Below are 19,941 nucleotides of genomic sequence, written 5' to 3' on the forward strand. Positions count from 1 at the left end.
TGTGCCTTTCGGTAAGGTGTTGATGAAGTTCTAGAAGGATCCGCCGTCGCCGGAGCCGAAGTCGAAGTCGAAGCCGCCGCCGTCGTCGGAGTCGCCGCCGAAAAAGGATCCCAGGGAAAACCCGCCGTCGTCGGAGTCGCCGCCGAAGAAGGACCCGGTGGAGAAGCCTCCTCCGTGGCGGTCGTCGTTCCCGCCGTTGAAGAGCGACCCGAGCACCATGCCCGCGAGCATGCCGCCCATTGTGCGGCCAATTCCGCCGCCGTCGCGCGCGTCGTAGTCGTACCTGTGCGAATCGCGCTCGCGGAGGTCCATGACCCTGTCCTCCGCCCGGTCGGCCGCGGAAACCGCGGCCTTGTAGTAATCGTCCTTGGCGTCGGGCGATTGCGCGGAGTCGCCCTTGGCGATGTTCTCCCGGGCGGTTGCTAGAAGGGTTCTCGCCTTCTGGTCGGCGTAGCGGCCGTACCCTTCGATTTTCTCCACGCGGTCGATCGTCTGCTGGGCGATGCCTCGGTTGCGCTGGCTCGCTTCCTCTTTGCGCTTCCTGATCTCGTCGGCGTTGCGCACGTCGACGAGCGCTGCGTCGAGCGCATCCTCGGCCGCGGCCAGCTCGGACAACGCCTTGATCGGGTCGACGTCGCCGTTCGAATGGGCGGCGATTGCCTTCTCGGCGTCGGCTTGCTTCGCGGCGATGACGGGGTTGCCGGCGCCGAGGCGTTTCGCGTCGACGACGTCGGAGGATATGGACGCCAGAGCGGCATGCACCTTTTGGAAGGCGTCGTCGAGAGAGCCGTGCGCCTTCTTGATCTCTTCGGCCTTCGCCGCCGCATGGCCCAGCGTCTCCTCGGCCATGCGCGCGAAAGCGACGGCCTCGTTGCGCTTTCCTTCGGAGGCGCTGTGGCGGCCCGAGGCGATCGAGCTGCGGGCGCTCGTGACGAGAGTCGCGATCTGGTCTGGATATGTTCGCAGCGTTGCGAGCGCGGCCTGCGAGTACGTCAAGGCGAGGTTGTCGATTTCGGCCACGAGGATGTCGCGCTGCCCGTCAAGCTCGTCGGCCCTCGTTTGAAGCTCGGCCAAGTGCTGGTCGACCCGCGCCGAGAGGTTTCTCAGGTTTTGGAAGCCCTGCTCCTGCGCCGTGATCGATTCGCGGGCCGAAGCGGTCAGCGCGAGTATCCTCTGATTCATCTCCCACTGCTGCTGAGGGGTTTCGGGAATGTCGTCGTCAAGCTCCTGGCGCACGACGAAGGCCTTCTGCATGGAATCCTGGGCGGAGGCCAGAGCCTCGGCGAACTGCCTGGTGGCCTCGACGCCGAATTCGGCGCGGGCGAATTCGAGTTCCGCGGCCGCCCCGCGCACGCCGTCGTCGGTTTCGAGGAGCTGGCGGGCGGCGCGCTTCGACAGCGAAGCGAGGTCTTCCGCGTTCTTGGCCTCGAGCTCTTTGCCCTTCTTGCGCCTGCGCCAAACGTAGACGCCGCCGGCGGCGCCGGCTCCGACGGCCGGAACTCCGATGAGGAGCGCCGCGGTGCTCCCTGAGATTCCCGACCCTTTCGATTCGCCGGCCCCCTCAGAATCGGCCCCCTCCTTCTTCAAGGCGTTCTCTTCGAGGTTGGAGACGACGGACTTCGCCCCGCCCGCCCAGTCGCCGCTGCGCCATTTGTCGTACACGCCCGAGCCGTCGAGGGCCTTCCTGAGCTCGGTGACGGAATAGCCTGAGCCCCCGGCGAAGAGCGAGAACCTGTGGGTCTCGGTCGCCACGGCGATCAGCGAATCCGAGCGGGACAGGCCGGATTTGCGGAAGGCGTCCCTCGCCCAAGTGTCGGTCGTCTTCGAGCCGAAGTTCTTGACGAAAACGATGTAGACCGACTTGTGGGTCTTGTCCTGGGTCGAGGCGAGCGCGTCGCGAAGGGCCTTCTCGTTGGATATCACGCCTGCCGTGTCCGTCACCGTCGACTTGAGCTCTTCGGGCTCCTCGGCGAAGGCGGGAGCCGCGAGGGCTGCGGGAACGGCCACGAGACCGGCGAGGGCTATCGAAGGCGCGAGGAGTCGTCGCATCGGGCAATGGCGATTCGTTTTCTTCACGGTCTGATTCTCACCTGCCATGTCAGCGTGGGCAACGTGCGGCCGGGGAACGAATCCCCAGGGACAAAGTTACCAGGTCGCCGATGCGGCGGGGCCGATGCAGCGTGATTTCCGCCCGTGGCAATATGACGATTTGACGGTCGGAGGCCCGGCGCGGGGGGGGCAGCGGGGACGGCGCGAGGGCGGCGTGCGCATCTGGCCGGCCCGCTCGTGTGCGCAGCGGCTAAACTACTGCACAGTGGACGGTATGGCCGCGCCTCATGCGGCCGTTTCTATATGAAAGTTGGTGTGACGTGCCTACGGGTAGAGTCAAGTTCTTCGACGAGAAGAAGGGATTCGGCTTCATCGCGGGCGACGACGGGACCGAGGTGTTCTTCTCCGGCTCCGCGCTGCCCGTCGGCTCGCGCGTGAAGGCCGGAACCCGGGTCGAGTTCAGCGTCGCCGACACTCGGCGGGGGCCCCAGGCCCTCACCGTGGCCCCGAAGGCCAAGGTCGAATCGCTCGCACGCAAAAATCGGCGCAAACCGGAGGAAATGGTCGCGATCATCGAAGATCTGATCAAGATCCTCGACAAGGCCTCCAATCAGCTTCGCCACGGCAGGTATCCCGACGGCGGGCGCCGCATCGCCTCGGCCCTGCGGAGATTGGCGGATGATTTCGATGCCTAGCGCGGTTGTGAATCCGACGTCGTCGGCGGGCAAAGAGAAGATCCTGTTCAAGGCGGTCGAGGCGGCCCGCGCGGCCTTGGAGGACGTGGCGAATCCCGAGGAGATCGGGGAGCACGCGGGCGTCGTCGTCGAAGCGGAGAGGCTGCTCACGCACGCCTTCGCCTGCCTGAAGGCCGGATACAGGGGCTGGTTCTGGACCGTCACGGTTTCGCGCATTCCCCGTTCGTCGCGGGTCACCGTCAACGAGGTGGCCCTGCGGCCCGGCCCGGATGCGCTGCTCGCCCCGGAATGGGTGCCGTGGTCGGACAGGGTCGAGCCCTCCGACGTGTCTCCGACGGACCGACTTCCCTACAACGCCGACGATTCGCGGCTCGAACCGGGGTTCGAGCAGACGGGGGAGGACGCCGATCAGATCGACCCTTTCGAGATGGGCCTGGGGCGGCCGAGAGTCCTGTCAAAAGAAGGACGCGACGCCGCATTTACAAGGTGGTACAAGGGGGATAGCGGTCCGGACAACCCCGGAACCCGCCAGGCCCAGGCCAATTGCTCGACGTGTGGCTTCCTCATGCCCATGGGAGGGTCCGCCAGGCTCCTCTTCGGCGTGTGCGCCAACGAATGGTCGCCTTTCGACGGCAAGGTTGTGTCCTTCGACCACGGCTGCGGCTCTCACTCCGAGACCGACGTCTCTGCGGAGGATCAGGAGAGGATGTGGGATCCCGCCGAACCCGTAGTCGACGAGGCCGATATGGAGCTCGCCGCAGGGGTCCGATCCTGACGTGCTGGAGTTGAGGGGACGCGCCCGTCCGTATCAGTGGGGGTCGACGTCGGCCATTCCCGGATTGCTGGGAAAGCCGCCCGCCGAGGGGCCCGTGGCCGAAGTGTGGCTCGGCGCCCACCCGGACGGCCCCGCCTCCGTCGGGGTCGGAACGTCGATCGTCGACGATTCGCAGCTCTACCCTTCGCGGGTGCCCCCGGGGCCGCCCTCGCAGTCGCTTGCCGAATGGATCGCCCAAGACCCCGGGGCCGCGCTGGGCGAATCCGTCGTCGAGAGGTATGGGACGTCCCTGCCCTACCTTCTCAAGGTCATCGCCCCGGCCGAGCCGCTGTCGCTTCAGGTCCATCCGTCGATCGAACAGGCGGAAGAGGGCTTCGCGGCCGAGGAGGCGGCGGGCGTGCCCAGGTCCGCGCCCGACCGGAACTACAAGGACCGCAACCACAAGCCCGAGCTCGCCTACGCGCTCACGACCTTCGAGGCGCTCGCGGGATTTCGAGCACGGCGCCGCATCGGCGAGGTCCTCAAGGGCCTGGACGCGCCCTTGGCCCAGCGCCTGCGAGCGGTCCTCGGCATGGGCGGAGTGCGCGGGGCCTTCGAATACCTTCTGCGCGAGCAGACCCGGCCCTCGCCCGAGGAGGTCGCCGAGGTGGCGGAAGCCTGCGCGGCGCGGCCCGCCGCCGATTCGCCGTCGGCCCGCGCCGACCGCGTGGCCGCCATGCTCTCCGAACGCTATCCGGGCGACCCCGGGGTGGTGGCCTCGCTCCTCATGAACCCCGTGACCCTCAACCCCGGCGAGGCGCTTTTCCTCTCCGCGGGCACCGTCCACGCCTACCTCAGCGGCGTGGCGGTCGAGATCATGGCGGCCTCGGACAACGTGCTGAGGGCGGGGCTCACCCACAAGCACGTCGACGTGCCCGAATTGCTCGCGGTGCTCAACTCTTCCGCCTCGCCGCCCACGCGGATCGCGCCCGAACGCGTCAACGCCGCCGTCTCCACCTTCTATGCCCCGGTCGACGATTTCGAGCTTTCGGAGATACGGCTGAGGGACGCCAACACGCGCGTGCGGGTGCGCGGGATCGGCCCCCGCACGGTTTTGTGCCTCCGGGGCGCCGCCCAGCTCGAGGCAGGCGGCCGCGTCCGAAGCGTCATCGCGGGCCAGGCAGTCTTCGTCCCGGCCAGCGACGGGCAGTTGACAATGCGCGGAATCGGGCATCTTGTGCAGGCGGCCGTGCCCTGAGCCGCGGCGGCCGCGTCCGCGCCTTCCGCCAGAGCGCCGCACCCGTGCGACGCGCTCGCGAACAGCGCAGCTCTTGATCTGCACCGCTTGCGATCCGCGCCGTTCGCGATCCGCCTCGCGCGGCTCGCACAGTTTCGTCTCGCCATTCGGTCAGAATCGCTTCGCATAAGTCTGATATGCGAGACTGGTGTGACGTGAGTACTTCTCAAACGACGTCGGACTCCGCCTCCGGATCCCGGCAGGGCGTCCTCGACCGTTATTTTCATCTCAATGAACGCGGAACTTCGGCGTGGCGGGAGATCCGCGGCGGCGTCGTCACGTTCTTCGCGATGGCCTATATTCTGGTCCTCAACCCGATTATCCTTTCGGGCACGGACTCCGCCGGAAAGTACCTCGGCGGAGGGTCGAAGCCCGACGCAGCCGCGATCGTCGCCGGAACAGCCTTGGTTGCCGGCCTCATGACGATCCTCATGGGCACGGTCTCGAATTTCCCGCTCGCTTTGGCGGCGGGCCTCGGCCTCAATTCGATGGTTGCAGGAACGATCGTCAAGATCCCGGGGATGACGTGGGCCGACGGCATGGGGGTCATCGTCATCGAGGGAATCGTCATCGTCTTCCTTGTGCTGACGGGCTTGCGCGAAGCGATCTTCCGCGCGGTGCCCAAATTTCTGCGCACCGCGATCTCCGTGGGGATCGGACTGTTCGTCACCTTCGTCGGCCTTGTGAACGCCGGCATCGTCCACAAGGGCGGGGAAGGCGAGACGGCGCTCGTCTTCGGCGTCAACGGCTCGGTCTCGACATGGCCGCTCGTCGTCTTCACACTCGGGCTCGCTTTGACCGTCGTCCTCATGGTTCGCCACGTCAAGGGCGCGATCCTCATCGGAATCGTTTCGACCACAGTTTTGGCGGTCGCAGTCGAAGCGGTCAGGCACGTCGGGCCCCACAGCGGCGACAACCCGGGCGGCTGGGGTCTGACCGTTCCGTCGCTCAAGGGGAGCCCGGTTCAAACCCCAGACTTCTCGACCCTGGGCGAGTTTTCGATTGCCGGGCCGTTCGCGAAGATCGGCGTGGTCGCCGTCGCGGTTCTGGCCTTCTCCGTCATGCTCGCGGACTTTTTCGACACGATGGGAACGATGGTCGCCGTCGGCGCGGAAGGCGATCTGCTCGACGACGCCGGCAACCCGCCGAACACGCAGAGGATTCTGCTCGTCGACTCCCTCGCGGCGATCGCGGGCGGCGCCGGCGGAGTTTCCTCGAACACCTCCTACATCGAGTCGTCCACCGGCGTCGCCGACGGCGCGCGAACCGGCCTTGCGTCCGTCGTCACGGGCGTCGCCTTCCTGTTGTCGACGTTCTTCGCCCCTCTCGCTGCGCTTGTGCCCAACGAGGCCGCGGCGCCGGCGCTCGTGGCCGTCGGCTTCCTCATGATGCAGCAGGTGGCGAAGATCGATTGGACCGACCTGGGGATCGCCATTCCCGCCTTCCTGACGATCGTCTTCATGCCTTTCGGCTACTCGATCACGGTGGGCATCGGCGTCGGCTTTATCTGCCACTGCATGGTTGAGACGGCCCGCGGCAGGGCGCGCAAGATCCACCCGCTCATGTGGCTCGTCAGCGCGCTGTTCGTCGTCTACTTTCTGCTCGACCCGATCCAGAGGATGCTCGGCCTCATCTGACGCTGCAGCCTTTGTCTGGGCGGGGGAGCCAGGCCTCGGCGTGAGCCGCCGAGAACGGGTGATTGCCGCGAGGCGCGGAAGGGCCTGCCGCCCTGCTCGTCGTCGAAGGTCGACATGACGAAGCGGGGGCTCGCCGTCGATCCCATCGCGTTCGGCGGGATGCGCCTCCGACCGCGGGAACGCCGATGCGCCGCGTCTTAAAGGCGGCGGGCGGCGCCATTGCCCGTGCGTCTTGCAGGCGGCGCCATTGCCCGTTGCGCTGCGGGGTAGGCGTGGGATCGACGATCGTGCTCCCTCATTGGCGTAAAGTGAAAGCCTCACACTGAAAGCGAACGGAGCCGTCCGCGACGAAGGAAAAGGAGGGGCCAATGGGGCGCACGTTCGCCAGCCTCAAGCACAGAAACTACCGAATCTGGTTCTTCGCCTCCCTCATCGGCAACATCGGCACGTGGATGCAGTTCATCGCGCAGGATTGGATCGTCCTCGCCGAGCTCACGAAGGACAACGCCTTCGCCGTCGGCCTGGTCTCGGCGCTTCAGCTCACACCCACGATGCTTTTCCTTCCGTTCACGGGGCTGCTCGTCGACCGGTTCGACAGGCGCAAGATCCTCCTAATGACCCAGGGCGCGCTCGCATTGCTCGCCGCCGGGCTCGGGGCCCTCGTGCTCACGGGCGAGGTGCAGGTTTGGCACGTGGCCGTTTTTGCCTTCGCGAGCGGGACGGCGGCGTCGGTCGACATGCCCTCGCGAGCCGTGTTCGTTTCCGAACTGGTTCCCGCCGAGGACCTGCCGAACGCCGTCGGCCTCAACTCGACGAGCTTCAACCTGGGGCGGCTCGTAGGCCCCGGCGCCTCGGGTCTGCTCATCGCCGCGGTCGGCTCCGGCTGGGTGTTCCTCGTCAACGCCGCGACTTTCGGTTTCACGATCGCCGCGGTTCTGGCGGTGCGCCCCAGCGAATACTTCACGAAATCGGCCGGCCAGGGCGAGCCTGCACGCGAGGTCGATTCTTCGGCCTCGCGCCGCGGCCGTTTCCGCGAGGGGCTCCGCTACATTCGCCAGCGTCCGGACCTCGCCGTCATCTTCGTCGTCGCGGGAACCGTTTCATGCCTGTGCATGAACTATCAGCTGACGAGCGCGGCCATGGCCAGAACGGTTTTCGGCCTGGAAGCCGGGGAGTACGGCATTCTCGGCTCGCTGCTCGGCGCGGGCTCGCTCGGCGGCGCGCTCCTGGCCGCCCGCCGCTCCAGAGCCCCGCGCGTGCGCACGGTGGCCGTCGCGGCCGCGCTGTGCGGCGTCACGGCGCTGGTCAACGCGGTCATGCCCACATACGCCTCCTACGCCGTCTCGCTCGTGTTCGTCGGCTTCACCGCACTTCTCCTTTTCACGAGCGCCAACACCGCCGTCCAGGTTTCCACGGCTCCAGAAATCCGCGGCCGCGTCATGTCGCTCTACCAGACGGTCATGATCGGCACGGCGCCGATAGGCTTGTTCATCGCCGGTTGGGTGTGCGAGAACGTCAGCCCGCGCTGGGGCGTGGGGATCGGCGCCGTCGCGGCCTTCGTCGTGGTCCTTGCGGCCTTCGTGTGGGGCAGGCGCCACTGGGGAGTGGAGGTCCGCTACTCATTCACGCCGCGCCCGCGCGTTGAGATTATCGGCCCCGTCGAGCGGGAGCGGCTCAGGGAGCAGGAGCTCGCGCGCGAGGTGGCCTCCGCCCAGGACCGCCACACTCCCGGGGTCGTTCTTTAAAGCTTCCGGGGCTGCTCCGCAGACGGTCCGCGTCCGCCTGGCGAGGTCTCCGCCCGGCGACAGGCCGCATCGGCCCGCAGGGGCTCGCGTCCGCTCGCGACAGCCCGCAAACGGCTCACATGCGCTCTACGACGTAGTCGACGCAGGCTGTGAGCGCTTCGACGTCGTCGGCCTCGACATTAGGGAAAGTCGCCACGCGCAGCTGATTGCGCCCGAGCGAGCGGTACGGGTCGACGTCGAGGATCCCGTTCGCGCGGAGGACCCGGCGCAGGGCGTCGGCGGGAATCGCCTCGTCGATGTCGATTGTGGCGACCACGGGGGAGCGCCATTGCGGCGAAACGAAGGGCGCGGCGAAGTCGGAGCGCTCCGCCCACTCGTAGAGGATTCCCGAGGATCGGCGGCAGCGGGCGTCCATCGCCGCGAGGCCGCCGCTTTCGAGCATCCAGTCGATCTGCGAGGCGAGAATTGCGAGATTGACGATCGAAGGCGTGTTGAGCGTCTGATCGGCGCGTGAGTTCGCCGCCGCCAGATGGAGGTTGAGGATGTCGGGGACGTACCGCTCGCCGGCCAGTTTCTCGAATCGCGCGAGCGCGGCGGGGGAGGCGAGGGCCAGCCACAGCCCGCCTTCGGCCCCGAAGCATTTCTGGGGGGAGAAGTAGTAAAGGTCGGTTTCGCCGACGTCGACGGCGACGCCTCCCGCGCTCGACGTCGCATCGACGAAGGTTAGCGCCTGGCCGCGGCCGAACCGGCGAACGGGGCTCATCGCGCCTGTCGAAGTCTCGTTGTGCGCGTACATATACGCATCGACGGCTTCCGGTTCGGCCGTGTCCGCGAGGCCGTCCGCGCCTGGGAGCGAAGTGCGCGAGAGTCCCGCCGCCAAGTCCTCGGCCGCTGCGCTGTCGCCCGTTGCACCCGCCTCCGCGCCGTCGCGTCCCCTGTCCGCTGCGCCGTCGTCGCACAAGGCGACCTCGCCCGCAGCCGCTTCGACCGTTGAGCAGTCTGTCCACGGGGCGCGCGCTGCCGCCGCGGCGGCCTTTCTTGTGAATTCGCCGAAGACGGCGGCCTGGGCTCGGCGTCGCACTCCGGTGAAGGCGATCGCGTCCCATACGAGCGAGGCGCCGCCGTTGCCCAGGATGACTTCGTAGCCGGCGGGGGCGTCGAAGAACTCTGCGAGGCCTTCGCGGATGCGGCGGACCAGCGCCTTGACCGGCGCCTGCCGGTGCGACGTCCCGACGAGGCCTTCGGCGCCTCCGAGGGAAGCGGGCAATCCGATTCTTGGGCGCGAAGGGCCCGATCCGAATCTGCCTTCGCGGGGGAGCAATTCTGACGGGATCTCGATATTCATAAGCCAATAGTGCCTTTATTCCGGGCGATATTGCAGCTTAGGTCCATTATTCTGGATGCAGACGCCAATTTTGGATGCGGGCGCCAGGCGAACCCCACCGGTTAATCGAGGAGAATCATGAGTCACTTAGTCGACACAGCTGAGATGTACCTCAAGGCCGTGTACGAGCTCGAAGAAGAGGGGATTCCTCCGCTGCGCGCCCGTCTTGTCGAACGTCTCGAGCAGTCGAAGCCGACGGTGTCCGAGACCGTCGCCCGCCTCGAACGCGACGGCCTCATGCACGTCAAGAACAACCGCGTCGTCGCGCTGACGGAAGAGGGCAAGCGGCAGGCCACCAGGGTCATGCGCAAACACCGGCTGGCGGAGCGCCTGCTCCTCGACGTCCTCGGCATGCCCTGGTCCGACGTCCACGAAGAGGCGTGCCGGTGGGAGCACGTCATGTCCGACGCCGTCGAGGAGCGCCTCGAAACGCTCCTCGAGCACACCGACGTCGATCCGTACGGAAACCCGATCCCGGGAATCGAAGGCGTGACGAGCAGCGCCGTGCAAAGCGACCTTCACTCGGTGAAGGACCGCGTCGCGCGAGGCGACCTCGGGGAGGCCGTCATTGTCAGGATCGCCGAAGGCGTGCAGACCGACCCGGACTTCCTCGGCCGGCTCTCGGCTGCCGGCGTCGTCCCCGGGGCCCGGGTGAGGATCGAGGACGACGGCGGACGCGTCACGATCGCGGCCTCCGGCGGAGGGGAAAGGCCCGGCGAAGAGGAGTCGAATAAAGGCGCGCAGCCCGGCCGCGAAGTCAAGCTTTCCGACTGGCAGCAGGCCCACCTGTTCGCGAGGTAGCGAAAACGGAGGCTTTGGCTCTTTCGCTGCAGGCCGGCAGCCCTGTCTGTTTGTGAGGCAGAGCGGCGCGCGTTGTGAGGCAGACACGTTGCGAGGTCGAGCGGCGCACGGGCCGTTGTGGGCGGGCGCGGCACGAAGAGCCCGCCGCCCCCACCCGCCCGCGCGGCGTCGCGGCCGCGACGCATGCCGGAGGCGGCTCTGTATTGCGAGCACTCCGGCGTTGCCGCAGTGCAGCCGCGCCGCCCGCCGGAGGCGGCGCGTTTCGCTTTGGCGCGGTGCGCGTCGGCGGCTTCGCGCGCTGGGGAACCACCCCTAGGTTCTCCTGCGGGGATGGCGTCCGAGCTCCAAAGCGCAAGAATGTGGCGGAAGGCTCGTTCTGAGCCTTCCGAATGGGAAATCGTTGCAACGACGCGACAAAAACGTGATCTCTTCTTGCAATCTCGCTGAAATGTGACATAGGTCCTAAAACTGGAGTAGTAGTTCCGGCAAACAGTCCGATATTGTGAATAAGTCGCGCAAATTCAAGGGTTTTGCGAGGGATGGGTAATGTTCTCCATTTCTTCGCTTCCCCGTTTGTCACGATCGCCGATAACAAAATCGAAACGTTTGCAGCACGGACTTTTCCCTTCCGCGCCAAGGAAAAATACGGTTACTGCAAAGGAGGCGAAGGTGAGTTGCGCCTCGTTCCGTTATCTAAATGTGACAATCGGGAGACGGCCCGTTATTGTTTTACGTGGACAAACAATCCGGGGCTCGCAAGGCCTCGAATTGAATGACGATACGTTTAGGAGAAAACCGAGATGACCGGACGCCATTCGCTCAACCGCGAGGTCGCCCTCAGCGCTCTGAATTCCCCCGCCGGCCGCAGCGTGGCAGCAGCCATGGCCGTTGGAACGATGCTTGGCGTGGCACTGCCCTCCGCCAACGCCGACGAGGGATCGGCCAACGCCGACCTCGCCCCCGTTACCGACCTCAGCGCCGACGAGACGATCACCGACACTTCGGCAGTCAAGGCCCCCGCCGACGCCAACTGGCAGCTCGAGCAGGTCCAGGTTCAGGACGCGCAGGCTTCCGACCAGCCCGCCACCGCTTTCCAGGTCAGCGTTCAGAAGAAGGCAACCCCGGTTGCCGCTCAGCCCGCTGCCGCACAGCAAGCCGGTGGGACGGCGCAGAAGGCAGCTGGCAGTCAGGAATCCGGAAACGCCCAGGGGAACATCCAGCAGACGAACGCCACCATCACTCGCGGTGCGCGCCCCGCCGCCGTCAACAACGTCAGGCAGCAGCAGGCCGCTGCTCCCGCCGCCCAGGCGGCGCCTGTCGCCCACACCGCATCCGGAAGCGGTTCGTCGGTTCTTTCGACCGCGATGTCCTACGTCGGTTCGCCGTACCGTTGGGGCGGCACCACTCCTTCCGGCTGGGATTGCATCGGCTTCGTCCGCTACGTCTACGGCAAGTTCGGAGTCTCGATCGGCGGATACACCACTTCCGTCCTTTCCGCCGGCACGAGGGTTCCCTACTCGCAGGCGCAGCCTGGTGACATCCTCTACTGGCCCGGCCACGTCGGCATCTACGCCGGAAACGGCCAGAACGTCGGCGCATGGAACCCCTCGATGGGGACCCGCGTCGGACCCAACTCCTGGGTCGGCGGCACGCCTACTGTGATTCGCGTGCTCCACTGAGCAACTGAGTGTGTCGAAGAGGCCGCCTTTTAGGGCGGCCTCTTCGCTTTGCGTCTTCGCCCTCGCAACCTCGGCGTTTCTCCCCGACGCCGCCACGCTTCTTCAGGGCAGCCGTTTTTCGCGGCCGCGGCGCTTCTTCCAGCGTCGCCGCCCCGCCCTTTGCATTCGCTGCCGTCTTTTCCTTCGCTACTGCCTCTCCATTCTCAATCTCCTCGAATTTGGCGGGCCGCGACGCTTTACCTGGCCACCGGGAACGTGGGAAACTGTAAGCACCTAAACGGAGGTGATTACGGTGGCTTATCAACACGACAACGTGGTTGTGTGCGGCGTCGATGGTTCTGACGCTTCTTTCAACGCTCTCAAGTGGGCGGCACAAGAGGCGAAGATGCGCAACGCCGTGCTGGAGATTCTTTGCTGCCATCAGGAACCGACATATCCGGGACACCGAGGCAACGCCGGCCTGACCAAGGACGATGCGCGGAAGGTCATCGACAAGGCGCTGGAGAAGACGGCCGACGTCGGCGTCGACGTCCAAACCTCTCTCGAGGCAGACGACCCGACCTCGGCGCTTTTGGCGCGTTCGAAGAAAGTGGCGCGAGTCGTCGTGGGGGCGCGGGGCGGATCAGGCGGATTCGCCGACAGGCTTTTGGGATCGGTGGCCTCGGCCCTTTCCGCGCGCGCATTCTGCGCCGCCGTCGTCGTCCCGTCGACGGCGGCGAGGGACGTGCTCCCGGTCGAGCACATCGTGTGTGGCGTGGACGGCTCGGAAACGTCGAAGATCGCCCTGGGGCTGGCCGTGCGAGAGGCCGCGAGGTGGAAGGCCAAGCTTTCCTGCGTCTCCGCCATCAACCTCAGCGGGTCGATGTGGGTTCCGGGGCCCGGATACCACCAAGAAGTGCTTGACGACGTCCGCGCCGGCCTCAAAGACACCGTCATGAAGGCGGCCGAGGGGTACGACATCGACGCGCACTGCCACGTGATCGAGGGCAATCCGGCCGCGCTGCTCGCCGAGTTCTCGACGGCGGTGGACATGCTGGTGGTCGGCACTCGCGGACGCGGAGGCTTTGCCGGCTTGCTGCTCGGATCGACGAGCCAGGCCATCCTCCATCACTCCGTGTGCCCGACGATCATCGTTCCTCGCCGAACCAGTGAGAACGAGGACGCCCCGTGGGGCAACGTCCCGTGGAGCCGCACCGCCAAGTAGGGGCCCGCAGGCTCGACTGCGAGCACGCACGCCGCGGTCCGCCGGCGGTGTATCCGTCGGATGAGCAGGCGCAGTGCGGCGTCGGCTGGCCGCGCCTGTCGGCGGTGACCGGAGGCAGCGTACGCCGCCCGGGCCAACGTGCTTGAACCCGCCGACGCAGGTAGACTAGGCATGTTGCCCTCGTAGCTCAGGGGAAGAGCGACCGCCTCCTAAGCGGTAGGTCGAAGGTTCGAATCCTTTCGAGGGCGCTAGATTGCCCCGGTGCGGCGACCGACAATCCGGCCTCGTCCGGGGCGCGCATGGGAACTTTGCAGGCGCTTGCATTCTGGTGCTAGACGCCCATTCTGGTGCTAGACGCCGCTGCTCTTCTCGTGAGGTCGCAGGTGTTCTTTGAAGGGTGCCGTCGCTTCTCGAAAGGGCGACGTCGTGGCCCTCCCGCCGTCACTTCTCGAAGAGGCGTCGCAGATCTTCGTCCATTTGCTCTCTGTCGCGGATCTTTTCCAAATAGGGAATAAGCGGATGGATGGCGCCCAGGGTTTTGCCCGTGGTGTCCATAAGCTTGTCAAGCGCATGCGCCAGTTCTTTGCCGCTCAATGACAACTGTTTCGTCGTCGAAAGCAAACTCGTAATGGTTTTCTGGGACAACTCGTTGTATTTCTCCGCCCGTTTTAGGCGCTCCTCGAGGTCGTTCACGCGCTTTTCAAGCCGCGCCAGCTTCGCCGTGAGGCTTTCGTCGTCCTGCTTCGACCCGCCGTTCATCTTTTCTGTCCTTTCCCCGATCTTGAGCCATCCGGTGGCAGGGCACGCTCCGTCCCCGTTCGCCTTTGGCTAGGTGTTGGCCCTTGCCGGCGCCTGCCGGTCGCCGCCGCCCGACGATCACCGAGGCGCCGCGGCGCCCCAGGCGGAGAAACCGTGGAAGCCTCGCTCCTTCGGAATAACCCATGCTCTTGTGACGCGTTGCCGCCGTCCTCGCAGGAAGGCCGACGGCGCTGAGCCGCGCCTTCCATTTCGATCTTACTATCGTCGGAACCGATTCTTAAGGGGACAATCCAGGTTCCTCTTGTCGCAGCGCGCATGATGAAATGGAGCGGCGCCGAACACGTCGACTGGGGCGGCGCCGAACACGTCGACTGGGGCGGCGGGATGCGCCGCACGAAACCGTGCCGAATGAGGCCGCACGAGGCCGCACGCGCCAAAATGAAACGGCCTCGCACGTGCCGAACGAGACAGCGACGCAGGCCCGAGTGAGACGGCAACGCAGGCCCGAACGAGGCGGCGCTTCACGTGCAGCATAGTCAGTCCTGGGCGCGGACGTGTGAGGGCGGCTTCGTTTACGGGCGATCGGCGCGGTAAGCGGAATTTCGGTTGCAGTACCGATACCGTGGATACGTGAGCCCTTTCTTCAAGCGCAGTCGCAAAAATGACAAGGCCGCGCCCGCGGCCGAGTCCCCCGCGCCGTCGCCGGAAGCCGCCGAGGCGGACGAGAATCGCCCGTCCGTTTCCGAGCGCGCAGAACGCTCAGGAAAGCGTTCCTTCATCGCGCGCAAGCCCAGGGAGATGAAGGAGCCGGACTTATTCGCCGAGGCGCAGCCGGCTCCGGCCGACGACGTCGACGGACCGTCGCGCGGCGAACGGCTTTCCCGCGCGTACTCGGATTGGCACAGGGAACTCGCCGTCGTCGCCGACGAGGCCGCCGTGCCCATCAGGGCCGGCGACCCGGCCGTTGTCGACCTCACCCACCCCCATCCGACCGGGGCTTCGCAACTGTACTCCGGCAAGCCGACCCTGCTGACGTCCGTCATTCGAGAGGAATCCGCCCAGCGCGAGGCACAGGCTCACTTGGCCTCGCTGCGCACGCGAATGGAGGGCCTTTCCGAGCAGTACGGGTACGCGCCGGTCACGCTCGCGATCGGCCACATATCGTGGACCGAGCTGCCGGCCGCATCCTCGCACGGCCGCGAGAAAGGCGGTTCGCCGGGCGCTTCTTCGGGGAAGGCGTTGGGCCGCGACGCCGTCGAGCAGATGGCCATCGGCGCGGCGCGGGCCGACATGCACGACGTCGCCCTGGGCGAAGAGCTGTCCGGGCGCCCGGGCGCCGGCGGCGGAGCGGCCGACGACGCGAACGGAGGCGACGGCGGCAAAGGATCGACGGGCAACGGCGAGGCCAACGGCGGCGACGTCGCCGGAGCGGGATCGCCGGGTGGAGGCGCCTCCGAGGCGCATGACGACTCACCCCGGCCGTTTGGCAGCGCGTCCGGCGATCTCGCGAACATGCCGGGGAAGCTCGCAAGCGCGCCCGGCGAGCGTGGCAAGGCGCTCGAGGCCCTCGAAAGCGCGACATTTGAAAGTACTGAGGAGCTCGCCGCGACCAGGTCGGCCGATTCGGTCGAGGACGGAACCTCCGGGAGCGACGCAGCGGCCCCCAAGATCCGCGAAATGTACGAGGCCGGGCTCATGCGTTCGGCCAGGCTCGACGAGGCCGGCCCCGACGACGCCTACATCACGCTCACCGCCCGCTGCGACGTCAACCCGACGGTGCTGCGGGCTCTGCGTTCCCACGGAATGACCGCCGAGGAGGGATCGAGGCTGCGCGCCATGGCGGCCGACGTCGCCCGTCACGAGGCGGCCATCGCCTATCTGCGCGAACTCGGACGCGTGTACCTGCCCGGGTTTTCTTACGAGGACGGGGCCTTGCTCGGCAGTTTCACGCATCCGGGCCTTGTGCTCCTCGCCGACCTCGAGGCGATGAAGCCCTACATCGAAACTTCCGGGATCATGGCGGCGCTGGCGGGCGACGAAGAGACCCGTCGGCTCACCGCGTTGCCGCTGCCTCCCGCCGAGATGCGCGACCGTTCGCCGGAAGCCGAACGCGGCGCCGGCGACCGCGACCCCGCCGAGCTGGCGGTCATCGAGGCGATCGCGTCCGGGCGGTCGATCGTCGTCGACGCGCCGCCCGGATCTCAGGCCGTGGGCACCCTCGCGGCGATAGTCGCCGACGCTGCGGCCTCCGGCAGGTCGATTCTTTACATTCCGGGGCGCGCCTCCTCGGCCAGGGCGCTCGTGGACGAGATGGGACGCCTGGGCCTGGGCGACCTCGTCCTCGACTTTTCGGACCTCGACACGGTGGCGCGCCGCATCCGCACGGGCATGCGGCTGCGCGGGGACGAGGAAGACCCGGCCGACGTTTTGGAGCTGCGGGCGCGCCTCGTGGCCGTCAGGCGCGAGCTCAGCGAGTATGTTGCTTCGCTGCACGACGTCGATCCCCAGTGGGGGCACTCGGTGCACTCGCTTCTGGAGAGGCTGGCGCGGCTGACCGAGGGCAAGGGCGCGCCGCGCAGCAGGGTGCGACTGGATTCCGACACCGTCCACGCCCTGCGGGGAGAGCTCTCGCACGTGCAGGCCCAACTCGAAGACGCCTCGGAGCTCGGGGCGTTCGTGGGCATGGCAGACTCGCCGTGGGCCGGCGCGGACATTCACACCGCCGCGGCGGGGGAGGAGGCCATGGCCCTCGCCAAAAAGCTCGCCTCCAAGACGATCCCCGCCGTCAAGGCCCAGGCCGAACGCGCGGCGGAGGAGACCGGGCTCTCGGTGGCGGAGACCTTCGAGGACTGGCGCGAGCAGATTGAGATGCTGCGCGGAATCTCCCACTCCCTCGACATTTTCCTGCCCCAGATTTTCGAGCGCTCCGTTCAGGACATGGTAATCGCGACGGCGTCGAAGGAATGGCGCGAAAGCCACGGCGAGGAGATGAAGGGCTCGGAGCGGCGCCGTCTGACGAAACAGGCGAAAGACTACGTGCGGCCGGGGGCTGTGAGCCACGACCTTCACCGAGACCTCATCACCGTGCAGCGTCAGCGCGAGGTGTGGAAGCGCTACAGCGCCGAAGCCAGTTGGCCCAAGCTTCCCGAGGGCATGACCCAGATCCGCGAAAGCGAGCGCGAGGCCGGCGGGCAGCTCGAGGAGCTGGAGGGGATCCTTCCCGGCAGGAAGCTCCGCATGATGCCGATGGGCGAGCTGCTGGACTTCCTCCTTTCGCTGTCGATGGACGAAGGCACCATGTCGCGCCTGCCCAGAGCGAACGAGCTCGTCGCCAAGCTGAAGGCGGAGGGCTTTGGCGGCGTCGTCAAGGACTTTTCCGAGCGAGGCGTGCGAACCGAACAGATCCCCGCCGAGCTCGACCTCATATACTCGGCCTCCCTTTTCGAGCAGCTCGTCGGGCGCTCCCCGGCCCTTTCACGCACGACGCCGGCCAACCTCGCGGTCCTCGCCGCCGAGGTGCGCAGGCTCGACCGGGAGCACACCGAGACGCTGGCCGGGCCGGTTTCCCGCGCCGTCGTGCGGATCATGCGCGAAACGATCTCGAAGCGGCGTGAGGACACCCTCAAACTCGACGATCAGCTCGAACGCTACTCGACGGGCGCCCTGCGCGACGCGATCGCCACCTATCCGAGGCTCGTTCAAGCGTCCCGCCCGGTGTGGGTCATTCCGTCGATGATCACGGCCGAGTTTGTGCCTCCCATGCCCTGGGCCGACATCGTCATCATGGACGAGCAGGACGCCGGCGGCCTTTCCTCGGCCGTTTCGATGCTCATGCGCGGCCGTCAGATCGTCGTCATGGGCAATCTTCGCCGCGCGCGGGCCGAGGGCGGGGATTCGACGATCGCAGCCTTCGCGGACATTCTGCCCGTGTGCGAGCTTCCCACGCTGCGCGCCCAACATGACGAGCTGGCCACCCAGACGCTGCGCGAACAGGGGTATGCGGACGTCCTCGAGCTCGTGCCGTCGGCCAAGCGCGGCCGCAAGCCAAGCCTTGTGCTCGTGGAGGGGCGCGGCGTGCCGAATCCGCAGTCGGGCATGGTCGAGGGGCCGCAGGTCGAAGTCGACGCGGCGGTCGACGCCGTCGTCGACCATGTGTTGACGCGGCCCGGCGAATCTCTCGCCGTCGTTTGCGTCTCCCCGGCCCACGCGGTCCGCATACGCGAAGCCCTTGCGCGGCTGGCCGCCGATTCCCCCCAGCTGGCCGAGTTCGTCTCGAAAGGCGGGGTCGAGCCTTTCGCCGTCCTCGAGCTCACGCAGACCGGCGGCCTGCGCCGCGATTCCATCATTTTGACCGTGGGCCTGGGCAAGACGGTGCACGGGCGAGTGCTGCACACCTTCGGGCCCCTCTCGACGGCCGGCGGGCTCACCGGCCTCGTCGACGCCATGGAGGCCGCGCGCTCCGAGCTCAAGATCGTCTCCTCGCTCGGCCCCGGCGAGATCGGCGCGGACAGGCTGTCCACGCCCGGCCCGCGGCTTCTGGAGAAGCTCATCGACAGGGCGGACGGCCGCGAGGTCCCGCTCGACCCCTCCAGTTCCGACGAGCCGATAGGCGCCCTCCTCACGGACCTGCGGGACAGGCTCGTGCGCGCCGGGTACGCCGTGGCCTCCGATTTCGGCTTCGACGACGGCGTGAGGATTCCGCTCGTCGCCGGCGACGTCGAGCTTCCCGGCACGTGGCGGGTCGCCGTCTTGGTCGACGACGAAGCCTACGTAAACGAGCCGTCGGTGCGGCGCAGGGACCGGTATTGGCTGGAGCGGCTGGAATCGCGCGGCTGGGCCGTGATCAGGACTTTCTCCACCTCGCTGTTCATCGATCCGGAGGGCCAGGCCTCGCTCGTTGTCAACGCGATCAAGCGGGCCCGCGCGCTCGAGCTTTCCGACAGCGTCAGGGTGCCCGTGCTCGGCGACGAATGGGCCGCGCCGGCCGACGGCCCTGGCGGCGAAGCCGTAACCGGCGGCAAAGTCGTAGCCGAAGGCGAAGTTGTCACTAGCGGCGAAAATGTTGCCGGCGGCGAGACCATTCCTGGCGGTGAAACCGTCACCGGCGGAGCAGCTCTTCCGAGGGACCCGAATTGGGCCGAAAAGCTGAGGAACGAGGCGGCGGTCAAGCGCGGCCCCCGCCCGGACGTCGCGAAGGGTCTCTCCCTTGCCGCGTATACGGACGATCAACTGGACGAGATGGTCACATGGATAGCCGCCGACGGCGCCGAGCGAAGCCGCCCAGAGTTCGTTGACGCTCTGCGCAAGGAGCTGGGCATTGAGGGGCGCGGCATGCAGGTCGATACGATTCTAGGCCACGTCGTGGACCGATCCGGCCTGGCGGTTGGCTTGGGTCTCGGCGATTCCGGCTCCGACGCGCTTTCCGATTCCGGCGCTTCCCCCGACGCCGTCTCCCGGCTCTCCGGCTCGAACTCTTCTTCCGAGGCTCTTTCGGAGACGGGCTCGCTTCCCGCTCCCGGTTCCCGTTCGTCTTCGGCTACGCCCCAGCGGTCTTCCGAGGCAGCTCAGCATTCCTCCGAGTCTGCCCTGCGGTCGCCCGAGGTCTCTCAGCGGTCTCCGTACTCCGCTTCTGAAGCCTCCTCTAAAGCCGTGTCTGGAGACGCTCGTTCTCCTTCGGATTCATCCAAGGCGGCTTCCGAGGCGGGCGGTTCGGCCTCCAGCGCCTCTCAGTCCGCTCCCGGGGCCGGCCGTTCGGCTTCACGCTCCGCTTCCAGGGGCAAGAGAAAGTGAACGCGTTTCAGGCTGGCGAATCGGACTTAAACGGCGATCCGAATCGCGAGTCGCTTGCCGGTGTCGGCGGCGATTCGCCAACGTCAGATCCAGCTGACGGGGCTCCGTCGCAGAACCGATCTCTCGAATCGGCAAGGCGGGGCTCGC

Annotated in this window: 12 protein-coding genes and 1 tRNA gene; 10 read left to right on the forward strand and 3 right to left on the reverse strand. The window is 67.0% G+C overall.

The genetic code is table 11. From position 1 onward, the window contains the following. Nucleotides 1-30: 30 nt before the first annotated feature. Complete coding sequence (locus A4H34_RS03745; protein ID WP_197480407.1) at nt 31-2,076, reverse strand: TPM domain-containing protein; 2,046 nt, start codon at nt 2,074-2,076, stop codon at nt 31-33. 293 nt (nt 2,077-2,369) lie between these two features. Between A4H34_RS03745 and A4H34_RS03750 the strand changes: the two genes are divergently transcribed. From A4H34_RS03750 to A4H34_RS03770, 5 genes are all read left to right on the forward strand, one after another. Next, complete coding sequence (locus A4H34_RS03750; RefSeq protein ID WP_040322371.1) at nt 2,370-2,744, forward strand: cold-shock protein; 375 nt, start codon at nt 2,370-2,372, stop codon at nt 2,742-2,744. Further along, nucleotides 2,737-3,519, forward strand: a complete 783-nt coding sequence (locus A4H34_RS03755) for a DUF3027 domain-containing protein (protein ID WP_082903136.1) — start codon at nt 2,737-2,739, stop codon at nt 3,517-3,519. The genes A4H34_RS03750 and A4H34_RS03755 overlap by 8 nt, the downstream gene beginning before the upstream one ends. 1 nt (nt 3,520) lies before the next feature. Then, nucleotides 3,521-4,756: a mannose-6-phosphate isomerase, class I gene (gene manA, locus A4H34_RS03760; RefSeq protein ID WP_064231131.1), complete on the forward strand. Its 1,236-nt coding sequence runs from the start codon at nt 3,521-3,523 to the stop codon at nt 4,754-4,756. 176 nt (nt 4,757-4,932) lie between these two features. Continuing rightward, nucleotides 4,933-6,432, forward strand: a complete 1,500-nt coding sequence (locus A4H34_RS03765) for an NCS2 family permease (RefSeq protein ID WP_231870938.1) — start codon at nt 4,933-4,935, stop codon at nt 6,430-6,432. 368 nt (nt 6,433-6,800) lie between these two features. After that, entirely contained in the window at nt 6,801-8,177 is a 1,377-nt protein-coding gene (locus A4H34_RS03770) for an MFS transporter (RefSeq protein WP_064231133.1), read from the forward strand. A 115-nt stretch (nt 8,178-8,292) separates the two neighbouring features. On the opposite strand, the gene A4H34_RS03775 is transcribed toward A4H34_RS03770, so the two are convergent. Further along, nucleotides 8,293-9,522 carry an aminotransferase class V-fold PLP-dependent enzyme gene (locus A4H34_RS03775; RefSeq protein ID WP_064231134.1) on the reverse strand — a complete coding sequence of 410 codons (1,230 nt, stop codon included), beginning with the start codon at nt 9,520-9,522 and terminating at the stop codon, nt 8,293-8,295. A gap of 117 nt (nt 9,523-9,639) precedes the next feature. Between A4H34_RS03775 and A4H34_RS03780 the strand changes: the two genes are divergently transcribed. The 4 genes from A4H34_RS03780 (at nt 9,640) to A4H34_RS03795 (ending at nt 13,493) form a co-directional block, all read left to right on the forward strand. Next, nucleotides 9,640-10,362, forward strand: coding sequence for a metal-dependent transcriptional regulator (locus A4H34_RS03780; RefSeq protein ID WP_064231135.1), 723 nt, complete (start codon nt 9,640-9,642; stop codon nt 10,360-10,362). Nucleotides 10,363-11,162: 800 nt separating this feature from the next. After that, nucleotides 11,163-12,041 carry a C40 family peptidase gene (locus tag A4H34_RS03785; protein WP_009197652.1) on the forward strand — a complete coding sequence of 293 codons (879 nt, stop codon included), beginning with the start codon at nt 11,163-11,165 and terminating at the stop codon, nt 12,039-12,041. A gap of 292 nt (nt 12,042-12,333) precedes the next feature. After that, nucleotides 12,334-13,245, forward strand: a complete 912-nt coding sequence (locus tag A4H34_RS03790; RefSeq protein ID WP_064231136.1) for a universal stress protein — start codon at nt 12,334-12,336, stop codon at nt 13,243-13,245. Between the two features lie 176 nt (nt 13,246-13,421). After that, nucleotides 13,422-13,493, forward strand: a tRNA-Arg gene (locus tag A4H34_RS03795). A gap of 193 nt (nt 13,494-13,686) precedes the next feature. Here A4H34_RS03795 and A4H34_RS03800 read toward each other — a convergent pair. Next, nucleotides 13,687-14,004, reverse strand: a complete 318-nt coding sequence (locus A4H34_RS03800) for a hypothetical protein (protein ID WP_009197649.1) — start codon at nt 14,002-14,004, stop codon at nt 13,687-13,689. Between the two features lie 630 nt (nt 14,005-14,634). On the opposite strand from A4H34_RS03800, the gene A4H34_RS03805 reads away from it, so the two are divergent. Next, nucleotides 14,635-19,794, forward strand: coding sequence for a hypothetical protein (locus A4H34_RS03805; protein ID WP_064231137.1), 5,160 nt, complete (start codon nt 14,635-14,637; stop codon nt 19,792-19,794). Nucleotides 19,795-19,941: the final 147 nt, after the last annotated feature.

It is taken from the genome of Peptidiphaga gingivicola (genome assembly GCF_001652275.1).
Classification (GTDB): Bacteria; Actinomycetota; Actinomycetes; order Actinomycetales; family Actinomycetaceae; genus Peptidiphaga; species Peptidiphaga gingivicola.